Origin of the sequence: Streptomyces sp. HM190, assembly GCF_009857135.1 — a bacterium.
Taxonomy (GTDB): Bacteria; Actinomycetota; Actinomycetes; order Streptomycetales; family Streptomycetaceae; genus Streptomyces; species Streptomyces heilongjiangensis.
This window is the reverse complement of sequence record NZ_CP047318.1, coordinates 5,945,599-5,959,948: the sequence shown is the minus strand read 5'-3', so window position 1 is coordinate 5,959,948 and position 14,350 is coordinate 5,945,599. Positions and strand designations below refer to the sequence as shown.

11 protein-coding genes and 1 riboswitch are annotated in these 14,350 nt (G+C 64.2%); of the genes, 8 read left to right on the top strand and 3 right to left on the bottom strand.

All coding sequences use genetic code 11. The features are described from left to right. Positions 1 to 20: 20 nt before the first annotated feature. A protein-coding gene (locus GSY65_RS25580) for an IS5 family transposase (protein WP_443043178.1) occupies positions 21 to 895 on the top strand; the annotation gives its coding sequence in 2 pieces (ribosomal slippage) (positions 21 to 410 and positions 413 to 895; 873 coding nt in all). A 685-nt stretch (positions 896 to 1,580) separates the two neighbouring features. Here GSY65_RS25580 and GSY65_RS25575 read toward each other — a convergent pair. Beyond that, a complete protein-coding gene (locus GSY65_RS25575) occupies positions 1,581 to 3,314 on the bottom strand; it encodes a DUF262 domain-containing protein (protein WP_159773056.1) in 1,734 nt (577 codons plus the stop codon). Between the two features lie 21 nt (positions 3,315 to 3,335). Then, entirely contained in the window at positions 3,336 to 4,109 is a 774-nt protein-coding gene (locus tag GSY65_RS25570) for a serine/threonine-protein kinase (RefSeq protein WP_159773054.1), read from the bottom strand. Positions 4,110 to 4,485: 376 nt separating this feature from the next. On the opposite strand from GSY65_RS25570, the gene GSY65_RS25565 reads away from it, so the two are divergent. Next, on the top strand, positions 4,486 to 5,334 hold the full coding sequence (locus GSY65_RS25565; protein WP_159773052.1) for a hypothetical protein: 849 nt from the start codon (positions 4,486 to 4,488) through the stop codon (positions 5,332 to 5,334). 156 nt (positions 5,335 to 5,490) lie between these two features. Here GSY65_RS25565 and GSY65_RS25560 read toward each other — a convergent pair whose 3' ends face one another. Continuing rightward, the gene (locus tag GSY65_RS25560) at positions 5,491 to 6,978 is read right to left on the bottom strand and encodes a hypothetical protein (RefSeq protein WP_159773049.1); all 1,488 of its coding nucleotides are present in this window, start codon (positions 6,976 to 6,978) and stop codon (positions 5,491 to 5,493) included. A gap of 1,232 nt (positions 6,979 to 8,210) precedes the next feature. Here GSY65_RS25560 and GSY65_RS25555 point away from each other — a divergent pair. The 6 genes from GSY65_RS25555 (at position 8,211) to GSY65_RS25530 (ending at position 14,265) form a co-directional block, all read left to right on the top strand. Beyond that, positions 8,211 to 8,669, top strand: coding sequence for a hypothetical protein (locus tag GSY65_RS25555; protein WP_201452670.1), 459 nt, complete (start codon positions 8,211 to 8,213; stop codon positions 8,667 to 8,669). 7 nt (positions 8,670 to 8,676) lie between these two features. Further along, positions 8,677 to 8,919 (top strand): hypothetical protein, encoded by a 243-nt coding sequence (locus GSY65_RS25550; protein WP_159773046.1) that lies wholly within the window; start codon positions 8,677 to 8,679, stop codon positions 8,917 to 8,919. 406 nt (positions 8,920 to 9,325) lie between these two features. Next, the gene (modA, locus tag GSY65_RS25545) at positions 9,326 to 10,135 is read left to right on the top strand and encodes a molybdate ABC transporter substrate-binding protein (RefSeq protein ID WP_159773043.1); all 810 of its coding nucleotides are present in this window, start codon (positions 9,326 to 9,328) and stop codon (positions 10,133 to 10,135) included. Beyond that, positions 10,132 to 11,061, top strand: a complete 930-nt coding sequence (locus tag GSY65_RS25540) for an ABC transporter permease (RefSeq protein WP_159773040.1) — start codon at positions 10,132 to 10,134, stop codon at positions 11,059 to 11,061. Before modA ends, GSY65_RS25540 begins: the two co-directional genes overlap by 4 nt. Positions 11,062 to 11,392: 331 nt before the next feature. After that, complete coding sequence (locus GSY65_RS25535) at positions 11,393 to 12,652, top strand: ABC transporter ATP-binding protein (RefSeq protein ID WP_236580046.1); 1,260 nt, start codon at positions 11,393 to 11,395, stop codon at positions 12,650 to 12,652. A 259-nt stretch (positions 12,653 to 12,911) separates the two neighbouring features. Next, positions 12,912 to 13,008: riboswitch (cobalamin riboswitch) on the top strand. Between the two features lie 234 nt (positions 13,009 to 13,242). Beyond that, a complete protein-coding gene (locus tag GSY65_RS25530) occupies positions 13,243 to 14,265 on the top strand; it encodes a FecCD family ABC transporter permease (protein WP_201452833.1) in 1,023 nt (340 codons plus the stop codon). Positions 14,266 to 14,350: the final 85 nt, after the last annotated feature.

The window sequence follows — 14,350 nt, the reverse complement described above, 5'->3', positions numbered from 1 at the left end:
ACGTGAGATGATCTTGCTTCGTGGCACGTGGAGATCTGACGGACGCGCAATGGGCGGTGCTGGAACCGCTGTTGCCGAAGGGCAAGAAGCCCGGACGGCCGCCGACGTGGGCCAGGCGGCAGCTGATCGACGGCATACGGTTCCGGGTCCGTACTGGCGTTCCGTGGCGGGACCTGCCCGCCGAGTACGGGCCGTGGGGCCGGGCGTACGACTTGTTCCGGCGGTGGCAGCGGGACGGCACCTGGCATCGGATCTTCACCGCGCTCCAGGCCCGGGCCGACGCGAAAGAGCTGATCACCTGGGACATCAACGTCGACTCCACGGTGTGTCGGGCCCACCAGCACGCCGCCGGGGCAAGGAAAAAGGGGAGCTGCAGAAGGAGCCGCCCGGCGGCGTCGGCGTCGAGCCCGACGACCACGGCCTCGGCCGCTCGCGCGGTGGCCTGACCACCAAGCTGCACCTGGCCGTCGAACAAGGCCAGAAGCCCATGTCCATCGTGATCACGGCCGGCCAGCGGGGCGACTCCCCGCAGTTCGAGCCTGTCCTGAACAAGATCCGCGTCCCGCGTCTTGGCCCAGGCAGGCCGCGCACCCGGCCCGATCGTGTGCGCGCCGACAAGGCGTACGCCTCCCGGAAGAACCGCGCTTACCTGCGGCAGCGCAGGATCCGCTGCACCATCCCGGACAAGGCCGACCAGGCCCGCAACCGCAAGAAACGCGGCTCGCGCGGCGGCCGACCGCCGAAGTTCGACCCGCAGGACTACAAGGCTCGGCACGCGGTCGAGTGCGGCATCAACCGCCTCAAAAGGCACCGGGCCGTGGCCACGAGGTACGACAAGCTCGCGGTCCGCTACGAGGCGACCGTCCTCGTAGCGGCCATCAATGAATGGCTGTGACCAGCACATTCGATACACGCCCTAGCGCAGCACCCGTCAACCCGGCTTCTGCCCGAAGTTCCCGAAGACGCGCACCAAGCGCCCGCATCCGCTCCCGCCGCTCACTCCCCATGCTCAGGGTTCTACACCACGGGGCAGCCCGGCACAGAAAAGCCGATCACGGCCACCGTCAACCATCAGCTGGGATCGAACTGTCAAGCATCTACCGGGACCGGACACGGCCCCAGCCCTCTCCGTGATTCAAACTTTCTCTACTGGTTCAAGGCGGCTCGCTTCGCTCCCCGCGCGCGGCCCGCCCCCCGGCCGGGCCTGCGCTCCAGTCTCCGCCCCGCTCCAGCCCGGCCGGCGCCCGTGCCGCGCACTAAGCAATCAGCCGCCTGATGCCAGAGAAGAGGTGCGTCGTGGCTGGGGCGGTCGACTCCACGGCTTTACGGAGCCACTTTGGCGCGAGCCTCGAAGATCATGGCCCCAACGTCGTGCTTTACCGGGCAGGTCCACAGACTGCCCGACGCGCCGGAAGCTTACGGGGCCATGATCACTCGCGCCAAAGCAGCGCCACCCCAAAGCCGCTCCGCCGACCGCGCCTACAGGAGCCGGCCCTATGGCAGCATACGATTCACAATCGTTTCCGTGAGACCGATCGTGGAGCATCACGCTGCGATGTCGGTCCGTGGGGTTTCGGGTTCTAGCCCTCAGACTCATAGATCAGCGACTGGCCTGTGACGGCTTCAATCTGTTCCACGAGCAACGTCAAGCGCTCCTGAAGGAACAAATTGTAATCCAACCGTTCCAGGCCGCTTTCCTCGCCATCGTCCACGAGGTGAGAGCTCAAGACGTCGACATACTTGTGACGATCGAACTCTTCCTGCGCAGCAACAAATTCACCAAAAGGCCTATCCTTGATCAGGCGGCGAAGCGATTTATCGATCATAAGCCGGTTCAGGATCAGCTCCGAACTATGCCCCTCCGGGTTATTTCCCGACAGATCGAGCCATACCTTCGGGAAAATTCGGGCACCATCTAGAATGAAACCTGCAGGATCCAGATTTGTAATCGCCTGCGCTGTGAGGAAGTCCTTCGCCCCTGACTGGATGAGGAGCGTCACGAATCCCCTGAAGAGGGCCTTCCTGTTGGCTCGCGCGCTCAACAAATCAAAGTCGGTGAGATTAAATTCGCTGACAGCTTCGGGAGCCTCCTGAGAGTCCCCAACGACCCATCCACGCAGAAGCTTATAGTCAGCCCCAGCCTGACTATTCGCGCCTTGATCAAAATTCTCGGTGAATACTGTGCACCAATAGTATTGGCGAAGTCGTTCCCGAGCCAAAGCCCGGTACTGAGATCTTAGTTGGGCCACCTCGGGGTATACGGCAGCCATCGGAACCACAGTCATACTGTAGGGCAACCACTGTGCGGAAATAACGCCACACTCGCGCTTAAGCATATCGAGAACATCTGCGAAAGCAGCTACAGTCGCGTTCCAGTGCTCCCCTACGCTCGATGCATCGAGGCGGTTAAGAACATCGAAACGCTGGGCAGATCCGCGCGATCGAAGCGAAATCGCCTGGAGCACGCTATACGGGTCAACTGCGAAGTCTACGAGCAGTGGATATTGCTGGCATGCAGTATCCCACATATCCCTTAGGTGAACACCGGTAGGGTAGTACTTGGCAGTCAAGAGCTCAAATGGCCCAAGAACCTTTCCAGACTTGTTCAAAGTCTCGAAGATATTGCACACCGCTACGAGGGATGTGCTTGCTGGTAGATCGACAACTGGAAAAGCGTACGACTCCAAGGGTTGTAGATATGTATCTCTGAACTGATTCAGCACCTCTTCCAGCTGATCTGCAGCATCACGATCCTCTTCCACCGATCGCGCCAACTTCTTAAACCATGGGCGTAGTCGCTCATACGCCGCAACGGGAAATACACCCTTGGAAATCTGCCACTCTTCATCGAGCGGATTGAAGCGCATCCTGCCACTCAAGTCATATGCCAGGAGCGCACTATCTAGGTCAACGTCCTCCAGGTTCAGCAGGGTGCCTCGACTTCTATCAATAAAGGGCCAAACCTTCATGAAGAATTGATAGTCACCGGAACCAGTGAGCGCTTGATACAAAGCAGTCAAACGCTGCTGACCGTCAAGGACTAGACGCTTTGGCTCCTTTTGAGGATCCGGAGCTCCTTCGAACGGTCGGCTGCCGAACTTAACGCTTGTTGACTGCTCCCAGGTCAGCAGCGTGCCAGCCGGATAACGAGAAATAATTGACTTCAGAAGCTCCACTGTGCGCTTAGGGTCCCAAACAAAACTGCGCTGAAAATCAGGGATTGCGATCGTGCCTTTATGAATCGAAGCGACCAGCGATCCGATGGATTCCGGGGTCGCCTTGAATACTGGGTCCTCTTTGAACATAGACGACATGGGATCTCCTTTTGTACGGTCTTAGCAGTTGCGTGGCGCGATAGACAGCAGGGCCTCTCGCAAGGCACTCATGGACTGATATCTATCCTCCGGCTCCTCGGCTGCACAACGGACGATCACATCCTTATAGGGCTCCGGCACTCCCTTTAGCCGCAAATATGGCCCCGGAGGGTTTCCCGTAAGGCAGTACATCAAGATCTTTCCGACAGCATAGACATCAGCCGGCGGCCCCGCTTCGTGAGCATCATCGAACTGCTCTGGCGCTGCGTAAAACCAGGTACCAAGCAAAGCCTTAGCTTGGGTCATCTTGATGCTTTCGGAGTGAATATTTCGGCAATAACCAAAGTCGGACACGAGCCACGAGTTATTGATGTTAAGAACGTTTGACGGCTTGAGGTCGCGGTGAATAACACCCTGCTCGTGGGAGTATTCCATAGCATCAATAACCTGATGAATCACTTCAAGCGACCAGGAAGCATCTCGCTTGGGTCCTTTCAGGCAGTCCTCGAACGTTTCATCCGCAAGCGGCATCGCATACCACGGATGGTGCACCTTTCCTGAGTACGCAAGAACGGGAGTAATGTTCGGATGACTTAGTTCCTGCTGCGTCTTAACTTCCCTAATGAAACGAATCCGCTCCTCTTCGGCTTCCGCAGATTTTGGTCTTTTTTCGCCTCGCACCGTCAAGTATTTAAGTGCTACGTATTGGCCGGTGTCCATATCTCGACCCCGCCACACGGCCGCTTGCCCCCCTGACTTAATTTCCTTGACCTTCTTATATGCGGGCATCTGCATCCTGTTATCGAATTTTTCGACCCATAGAGAGTCGTTTCATGAGTGATGACGTACGTGCAATCGCCTGGTGTGGACCGACTCGTTGAACCCCCTTGCGCAGCGAGTCGCGATGAGCTTGCCAATCCCAGACTAGCGGCATATGGGCCAGAACACGGTCGAAGCGAGGAACGAGGCCGTAAGTGGCGCAATAGCTTGTACTGTACACCCCCTTTTGTTGCCTTATGATCTCTTACGTCCATTTACGGCACACTGTTCGTCTGGGCATCGCCATGGCTTCCAAGCCCGAGCCGGCGCGGTGCCATCAAGTCGCGAAACTCCTCCGAGGTCGCCACGAAACTATGTGGCGAAAGGCACCGCGTGCGAGCACCATGAGCGCATGACGGAAGAACAGCATTCGGATGACCTACCCGACCATGTACTGCACATGGGCCGCTTCCTGGACACCGCGCAAGCATGGCCCGAAACGACTTGGTTCGGACGGGCTATGGCCCTACTGGGGTTCGGCGCGTTCAGGGTCGAACGCTTCCCATTCGAGGATACGTTCGAGAATGAGCTTGCAGCCGCAGTGGCGCTAGCCAGGGGCTACAGACAGTTGCAAGCAGCATGGGTAGTCACAAGTCATGGATTCCTAGCAGAGGCACGCAACTTGCTGCGGTCTGTGTACGAGTCCGCAGGCCTAGCACGTGTATTGGCGAAAGACCCGAAGCTGGCTGATCAGTGGCTTCGAGATGGGAAATGGTTTCCTGACGTACGTGTACGTCAGTGGCTCAGTGATGTACGCCGAGATTCCGCCGAAGAGGTTGAAAAGTACCAACATTTCTATACCGAGGCGTCGGCTTGGGCGCACCCAACTGCTGAATCCTGCATGATGCAGATCTCAGTAGAAGAAGATCATTTTTACCTTGATCCACATATTATGTTCGACGAAGCCGCCTGCAAAGAGACTGTTGCCTTGCTTGCATCGACGACCCTGTTTGCATGTTTCGCCTTTCGAAACGCGGTTGTTGACGAACGCGCCATTGACCCAGCTTGGCGAAAGGACTTGTACGACCTCGCTCAGGAGATGTCGGACGAACCCATGCCCCACCTTGAGCGCGATTGGGGGGCCGAACAGGCCCATTACGACGCTGTCATGGCAAACCTACGTGATCGGCGCTACCTCAAAGGGCAGCTCCGCACACATCCGAGGGCATACGCCAACCTCAAGCCACCAGAGTCCGATTAGGTTGAAGTCTGAGGGCCGTCCACGATCGCCCGGCACCTGTGAATAAATTGCTGCAGCCACGTCGTGGGTAGATGGAGCAGCCGAAGTAGGGCCCCTCCCCCTCAGTCACGCAGTAAGTGCCTGTTTCCGGATGCAGACTCGCGTCTCCTATCGCACTCAGCTAACGAGGAGTTTGAGACGTTCATGCAGAAGCGGGTAGCTCTCGACGCGCGGGGGGACGACCGGCTGCTCAGGCGGCGGAAACGGGGGCACCCAGTTGATGGCAGTCGTCACATCATCGACCAGTCTTGCCATGTCGGTGTCGTCCAGCGCCACCACGAAGCCGCGGTGATCGAGAGCGGTATCACGGCACCGAGCGAGAAATCGGTCCTTTTCCGCGAAAGATCGGCAGGCAAGAATTCCGAACTTCCCGCGCAACGGAGAGAACCGGGACGACAGTTGGTCGAGTTCAGGATTGGCCACTTCGCGCCCATAGTTCTTGCACTCGACGAAGACATATTGAGCTGGAATCTTATGGCGAGTCAAGTAAGCAAAGAATCCATCCTTCGCATTGTTGGTATAGGTAATGTCAATCCTCTTCCTCCCTTCGTGGATCTCGTGCTCCATTTCCGGCATGATGAGTGACGGGTAGAACAAGGCAGTGAGAAGGGCCTCGACGCGCGCATGATAGTTGTTTGCTTCCGCGTTGCCAGTAGGGGTGTCGACCACAGCTTGCAGGAGTGCCGCATAGTCAGGCTTTGGGGTGCTGTTCGCCTCGCTCAACTCCGCGTGGGAAATCACCTCGGGAGCAACCTGCGCCTTGATTTCCTTGTAATGATGGTATACCGATGGACGTTGCAGGGTTTCTCGCGTCACGTCGGGCTTAGTGGACCCGTATTTTTCCTCCACGTCCTTCTTGTATACCTTCTTCTTTCCACCCTTTAGTACCCTCACCAACTTGCTGCGCGGATCCGCCTCCTCTTCCGACTGCAGCGTCGGAACCAGATGATTTCGATAATACTCCGACCGCGACAGGTGCAGGTCGCGGCGCACGATCGCCTTCGGGACAAGCAAGAGCTTGTGCCCGTCGGCAATAGGCAGTCTGGTTAGGCCATTTTCCCACTTGAGAGCCTGAGCGTTCCATACAGGCCCGCTATCGACGCCCTCCTCTAGCGGGATGCCAAAGGCCGTTGCCATTTGATGCGTGTATGTGATCAGCGGTCCGCGAATAATGTTCGTCGTAATGTCTGAAACAATATCCTTATCGACTTTATCGATAAAAAAGGCAGTGTCTTCCAGGTCTTCAATTAGCCCCGATTGAGCGGCCTGGCTTTTGGCCAGCTTCAAGGCGAACTCTTCTCGCATCCATTTACCAAAACCCCTACCAGCACTCTTGCCCTTCGAGATACCGAGATGGGTTTCGTTTGGTTCGCCCAGATTGCCAAGAAGATAGTCTGCTCGAACTTTGTCACCATGCCGCACCGCATCGAGAACGCTATCGAAGAACGTGGTCAGCATTTTGATGCATTCTTTCCCCCAGTCATCAGACAAGTGACGGATCGTACTCGGGTCGATGTAGACAGGGACATCCATGACCGTGTCTACATCAACGAAATCCAGCGTTCCCTGTCCGCGATTGAGGTTGTAGTACTCCGAAACTCGCATGCCGCCCCCCAAGGTCAACCTTGCGCTGATTCATGTGCTGTACCCAGTCGTTCACTCTGTGTAAACCATCACCGGGATGGGTTGCAGGACCCTGCCTACGGCAGGGTCCGAGCGGGACTACTGCGGAGCGTGGGAGGGTCGGAAAGCACGAGACGCGAGGATGGTGGTGCATCCGGCATGGACTGCAGTCCCTAGCCAGGAAGATTGATCTCGGATGAGCCTGTGGGGCTTGCGGTTGTCTCTGACCATGCTCCGTGCGGGCCGGCCAGCCACGGCAAGTCAGGGACCTACACCTTGTGGACTACCTGTGGACTGGTTCGCCCCCACGATGGGGGCACTAGGGCTGTGACAAGCTTCTTTTCCCGAAACCGACGGGCCCTCCGGAGCCGTGTGCGCAGGTTCGAATCCTGCCGGGGGCACCTTGTATGAGGTGCCCAAAGACCCCGTCACCAGCGGAAACGCTGAGGCCGGGGTCTTCGTGTTCGTGCAGGCGTGTGTCGCCCGGAGCGGCTGCATGTCGGGTGTTGTGGACGCCCTCGAAGTCGTGGTTGCCCCGCGCCGGTTCCTCTTCCTGCGTCGGCCGGAACGCCGCCGTCAGATCACGCTGGTACGGGGCGGTGTGGGTCCATGGGTTGTCGGCTATCGGCGTCCCCTCTTCCATCTGGCTCGTTCACTCAAGAGCGGATGTAAAGGACAGGGCTGGCAGGCCAGCCTGACGGCGGCGGTCAACCCTGGGTGGTTGTCGTGGTCTACTCGCATCGTCGACCGTCTGGCGAGCTCCGGCCTCGTTCGAGGACGTCATGAGCTGGGCTCGCCCCGTCCCGGGGTGACCGACGAAGGTCCTGCCTCGTAGAGCACGACGCATGGGATCTTCCGCCGGCGTCCTGGCCGATCGCCCGGGAGGGCAGTCGCAGCGCAGGACACCGTCTCGTTCGGTCAGACGAGGTCGCAGCCTTGGGGTCGTGGCGATCACTCCGAGTCGTGCCCGCCTCTTGGACCGCATTCGCCGGCCTCGTTGCGACGGATGAAGGCAGGGGTAGGCAACGAACCGAACCGTGGTTTGGCTCATGCATGGAACCGAGCCGGCGAAGCGAACGTTTCTGCTGGTCAGCGGCCCGCATTCCTGATCACTCAGGGCAGTGAACCGAGTGCGCCTGCCGGAACGGACCTGCACGGGGGCCGGTTGTTTCAGGTGCTCACCAGGAGATCATCAGAGGGAGACCGTCTTGGTCATGCACTACGTCACCCGGCTTGCCACGACTCTGGTCGCCGCGGGGACCCTCATCCTCACCAGCCCGACGGGCGCGCACGCCACCGCGATCGGGTCAACACCCGTGCGGACCTTCGAATACACCGTGGGTGGTCTGACGATGAAGGTACCGACCGGATGCATGTTCACCCACATCATCCGAGGCAGCGGAAGAAGGATCACGTACCAGAACGCCGGCGTCGACTGTGCCTTCGTCGGGGCCCTCAGCAGCGGTTTCTGTAACTGGCGCATCGATTTCACCTACGCCGATACGAACAACCGCACCTACCGCACTTCGCGCGGCCGGACGCACAGCGAATGCAAGATCGACCCCATGCGCAACAACTCTCGCCAGACTCTGCCTCGTTATGGCAAAGCGTGCGCCCACCTCCATGTCAACGGGGTGCGGCGCGTCAGCCAGTGCCATCACATCACGAAGTGAGTCGTTCATGACTGAGCAGCGACAGGGGCAGGACTCGGATCGGGTGTTGGGAACACAGCGCCGTCGTGCGGGGATCGTCGCGTTCCTCTTGGGTCTCGTCGTCACCTTGGCTTTCTTCGCCTTCTTTCCCGGGCTGCCTCATGTGATCGACTGGGGTGCCATTCTCGTGGCCCTCGCCGTGGGCGGCGTCGCTCGATGGGCCTGCCTCGCATGGGTGACCAAGGCGACGAAGAAGCCCGAACGCAGGTGAGCGTCTTGATGAGGGCCAGCCGCTCGCCGCGAAGCAGGTACCTCGTTACCTCATATCCAGCAAAGCCCGCCGGATATGAGGTTCCACTTGCAGCCAGGAGGGCCGAGGCCTCGCTTGTCGGCCCGGCGGACAGATGTTCATCCATCAGTGGCTGGGCGGTTACGGCCGCCCAGTTCGGTGACGATGCGGGCCCGGGCGGGTGCCAGGTGCGTTTGAAGTCGGCGGGCGCTCCGCACGGCAACGGAGGAACGCACATGCTAGCCCCAAGCGACTCATTCCTTGCCTGTGCGATGACCCAATGGGATATCGGCTGGCATGTGCGAGAGGATGGGTCGTGATGGGTGGCTGGGGCCGCGTGTTCTGAGGATCTCCGAGGCCGCGGCGTGAGTGCGGGAGGAGTGGGGGCATGGTGGCTCGTTCGTGGGGGGCGGGGTGGTTGCTTCGGTGCGGGGCTCTGGTCGGAGCGGTCGTGTTGGTGGGGGCTGCCGGGTGTTCCTCCGGGAAGGGCTCCGGGGCGGGTGGGGGGGCCTCGGACGGGGTCTCCGGGGAGGTCACCGTGTTCGCCGCCGCCTCGTTGAAGGAGAGCTTCACCGAGTTGGGGCAGCGGTTCGAGAAGGATCATCCCGGTGTGAAGGTGACCTTCAGCTTCGGGGGGAGTGACGCCCTGGCCGCGAGCATCAGAGGTGGGGCGCCTGCGGATGTGTTCGCTTCGGCCAGCGCCAGGACCATGAAGATCGTGACGGACGCGGGGGGTGCCGTCGGGGCGCCCGCGACGTTCGTGCGGAATGAGTTGGAGATCGCCACCCTGCCGGGCAATCCCGAGGGCATTTCCTCCCTGAAGGACCTCACCAAGAGCGGTCTCAAGGTCGTGCTGTGCGATGTGGAGGTGCCATGTGGCGCCGCCACACAGAAGGCTCTCGACGTGAGTGGGCTGCGGCTCACGCCCGTGTCCTACGAGCAGGACGTCAAGGCCGCCCTCACCAAGGTCGAGCTGAAGGAGGCCGACGCCGCGGTCGTCTACAAGACCGATGTGATCGCCGCGGGTGACAAGGTGGAGGGCGTGGAGTTCCCCGAAGCCGCAGACGCAGTCAACGACTACCCGATCGCCCTCCTCAAGGACGCCCCCAACGCGGACGCCGCGCAGGCGTTCATCGCGCTCGTACGGTCCGGTGCCGGGCAGGAGGTTCTGAGCGACGCCGGGTTCCTGAAGCCGTGAACTCCGACCCTCGCCACGGCCCCGATGCCGGTGCCGGCCCTGTCCTCGGCCCCGGTTCCGGTGCCGGTGCCGGTGCCGGTGCCGGTGCCGGCCCTGGTGCGGGCGGGGCCCGGGCTCGGCGGGGGCGTGGGGTGGTCTCGCCGCGGCGCGGTCCCGTGCCGGTGCCGTTGCTCGTGCCCGCGCTCGTCGGGCTGGCGTTCCTGGTGCTGCCGCTCGTCGCCCTGCTCGTACGGGCCCCCTGGTCGAACCTTCCCGACCAGCTGACCAGCCCCGAGGTGTGGCAGGCGCTCCGGTTGTCGCTGGTCTGTGCCACCGCGGCAACCGCCGTCAGTCTCGTGCTCGGGGTGCCCTTGGCGTGGCTGCTCGCGCGGGTCGAGTTTCCCGGGCGGGGGTTCGTACGGGCGCTCGTCACGCTTCCGCTGGTGCTTCCGCCGGTGGTGGGCGGTGTGGCGTTGCTGATGGCGCTCGGACGCAACGGCCTGGTCGGGCAGTGGCTGGAGTCGTGGTTCGGGATCAGTCTGCCCTTCACCACGGCGGGGGTCGTGGTGGCCGAGGCGTTCGTCGCCATGCCGTTCCTCGTCATCAGCGTCGAGGGGACGCTGCGGGCCGCCGATCCCCGGTACGAGGAGGCCGCCACCACGCTCGGGGCCTCCCGGTTCACCGCGTTCCGGCGGGTCACGCTGCCGTTGATCGCGCCCGGGATCGCGGCCGGAGCGGTTCTCGCGTGGGCGCGGGCGCTCGGTGAGTTCGGGGCGACGATCACCTTCGCCGGTAACTTCCCGGGGCGTACCCAGACCATGCCGCTCGCCGTCTACCTCGCCCTCCAGAGCGATCCCGAGGCCGCCATCGCCCTCAGCCTCGTCCTGCTGACCGTGTCCGTCGCGGTCCTCGCGGGGCTGCGCGACCGTTGGATGAGTGCCTCATGAGGGGCGGGAGGGAGAGGGGAGGGGCGGCTCCGCCGGTGGCGGGGAGCGGGCGGGGAGGAGGGGCGGCTCCGTCGGTCACCGGACGGTCGGTACGGGTTCGCGAGTGGCGGACGGCCACCTGTCATGCCTCGCAGGCCTCCCTTGCCTCGTATGCCTCGCATGCCTCGCATCGGCTGGGGCTGGGGCCGCCGGCGCGGCTCGTGAGCGGCCGTAAGGGCTCCGGAAGTCCGGGGCACGCGGCCGTGTGGGGAGCGGGGCGAGCCTCGGGAGCAGGGGTAGGAGCCGCGCCGGCGTGAGGCGAGGCTCCGGGATCGAACAGGGGGAAGGGTTCATGGCTGGCGGCGGTGGTTTCGGCGGGAGCGGGCGGGACGGGGGCGGGGCGGCTGCCCGTGGGGACGGCGAGAACGGGGACCGCGAGAACAGGGACCGCGAGAGCGGGTCGACCGCCGACAGCTTCGGTGCGCGGGGGAGGGACGAGCAGCAGGAGCTGGGCACCCCCGGCCCCAGCGACCGGGAGCCGCGCTCCAGCGGGGCGGCGAGTGTCCGCTCCCGTGACGGGCTGGATGCCCGGCTCGTCGTCCGGCGTGGGGCGTTTCGGCTCGATGTCGGGCTTCGGGGCGTGCCCGGGGAGGTCGTGGCGCTGCTCGGGCCCAACGGGGCCGGGAAGACCACCGCCCTGCGGGCGTTGGCGGGGCTCGTGCCGCTCACGGACGGGTATCTGCGGCTCGACGGGGCCGCCCTGGAGCGTACGCCGCCCGAGGCGCGTCCCGTCGGGGTCGTCTTCCAGGACTATCTGCTCTTTCCGCATCTGACCGCCCTCGACAACGTCGCCTTCGGGCCGCGTTGCCAGGGGTCCTCCAAGGCCGAGGCGCGGGCGCTCGCCGCCGAGTGGCTGGAGCGGATGGGGCTCGCCGAGCACGCCGGGGCCAAGCCCCGCCGGCTCTCCGGCGGCCAGGCCCAGCGCGTCGCCCTCGCCCGCGCCCTCGCCACCTCTCCCCGGCTGCTGCTCCTCGATGAGCCTCTCGCCGCGCTCGACGCCCGTACCCGCCTCGACGTACGCGCCCAGCTCCGGCGCCACCTGGCGGACTTCGAGGCCGTCGCCGTGCTCGTCACCCACGATCCGCTCGACGCGATGGTGCTCGCCGACCGGCTCGTCGTCATCGAGGACGGGCGCGTGGTGCAGGAGGGGACGCCGGGTGACATCGCCCGGCATCCGCGGACCGACTACATCGCCCATCTCGTCGGGCTGAACCTCTACCAGGGCGTCGCCGACCGGCACGTCGTCCGGCTCGACGGCGGGCCGGCGATCACCACCACCGAGGACCTCACCGGGCCGGTCTTCGTCACCTTTCCGCCGAGCGCCGTGACGCTCCACGGCGAGCGCCCCACCGGGGTCAGCGCACGCAACCTGTGGCGCTGCGAGGTCGCCGGCATGGAGACCCACGGCGACCAGATCCGCGCCGACCTCACCGGTGAACTCCCCCTCACCGCCGACCTCACCACGGTCGCAGCCGCCGAACTCGGCCTCCACACAGGTGCCGAGGTCTGGGCCGCGGTCAAGGCGACGCAGACACACGCCTATCCGGCCTGAGCCACAGACAGCCACGACAACGGCTACGGCTACGGCTACGGCTACGGCTACGGCTACGGCTACGGCTACGGCTACGGCTACGGCTACGGCTACGGCTACGGCTACAGCAACAGCAACAGCAACAGCAACAGCAACAGCAACAGCAACAGCAACGACGACGGCAACGACGACGGCAACGGCAACGGCATTGCTACCGCGGGACCCTGGGGCGTACGGCGCCCGGCGGGCGCCCGGTGCTACGCTCGCCACGCCTCTCGTGGGGGAAGCCGGTGGGAATCCGGCGCTGACCCGCAACGGTGTGCGTGCGGACCCGACGGTCCGTGCGCGAGCCCGATTGCCCGTGAGCGGTGCGACCCGTCGACTGCTCGCCGTGGACTGCGAGAGGGGACCGCGCGGCCGTCCGGTCGCACGGGCTGTCTCCTTGCGTGAGGTTCCGCAGGCGGCCCGGAGGACCGAGGACCGGCCCGATCGTGCGTCAGAGCCCCACGGACAGCCACAGCACCACGGGCAGCCCCAGCCCTCACCACCATGACGGCCCGAGCCGTCCCCGCGGCGGTTCCGGCCCTGGTTCCCGGCCGCGCCGGCTGCCGCTGCCCCCTCTCGTGCTCGGGCTGGCTCTCGTGCTGGCCGGGTCGGTGGTGTGCGGGGTGGGGCTCGGGGCGGCGGGGATCGCCTGGGCGGACGTGGTGCGGTTCCTGTGGGCCGGGGGGACCGGGGGGAGTGTCCGTGCCGCCGACGTCGCCGCGTACACGATCGTCTGGGAGATACGACTGCCGCGCGTGGTGCTCGGGGCCGTCGTCGGGGCAGGGCTCGCGGCGGTCGGGGTCGCCGTGCAGGCCATGGTGCGCAACGCGTTGGCCGATCCGTTCGTGCTGGGCATCTCCTCCGGGGCCGCCGTGGGCGCCAACGCGGTGATCCTGCTGGGGGCGTTCGCGGGGCTCGGGGTGTGGGCGCTGTCGGTGTCGGCGTTCGGGTCGGCGCTGCTGGCGATGGCGCTGGTGTACGGGGTGGCCAGGTCGGGGACCGGGCTCACGCCCCTGCGGCTGGTCCTCACGGGGACGGCGCTGGCGTACGGGTTCGAGGCCGTCACCACGGTCATGGTGTTCGGGGCCGCCCGCGGCGAGGCCGCCCGCGCGGCGATGATGTGGCTGCTGGGCAGCCTGGGCGGGGCGACCTGGGCGCAGGTGCCGATCGCCGCGGCCACGGTCGTCGCCGGGTGGATCTGGCTGCGCGCGCGGGCCGAGGCGCTCAACGCGCTCGCCATGGGTGACGAGACCTCCGCCGCGCTCGGGGTGCGGCCTGAGCGGCTGCGGCGGGAGCTGTTCGTGGTCACCGCCGCCGTGACGGGAACCGTGGTCGCGGTGAGCGGGGCCGTCGGGTTCGTCGGGCTGATGGTGCCGCACGTGGTGCGGATGGTGGTCGGGGCGGACCACCGGCGGGTCCTGGCCGTCGCGCCGCTCGTCGGGGCCGTGCTGCTCGTCTGGGCCGATGTGCTGTCCCGGCTGCTGCTTGCCCCCGCCGAACTGCCCGTGGGGGTGATCACCGCCGTGGTCGGGGTGCCGGTGTTCCTGCTGCTCATGCGGCGCGGCGGCTACGCGTTCGGGGGGCGGTGACCGTGCGGTACGACGATGGGCGGAGCGACGGCGGGCAGCACGACGCCGGGCCGGGCGACGCCGAGCGAAGGGACCTCGCACGAAC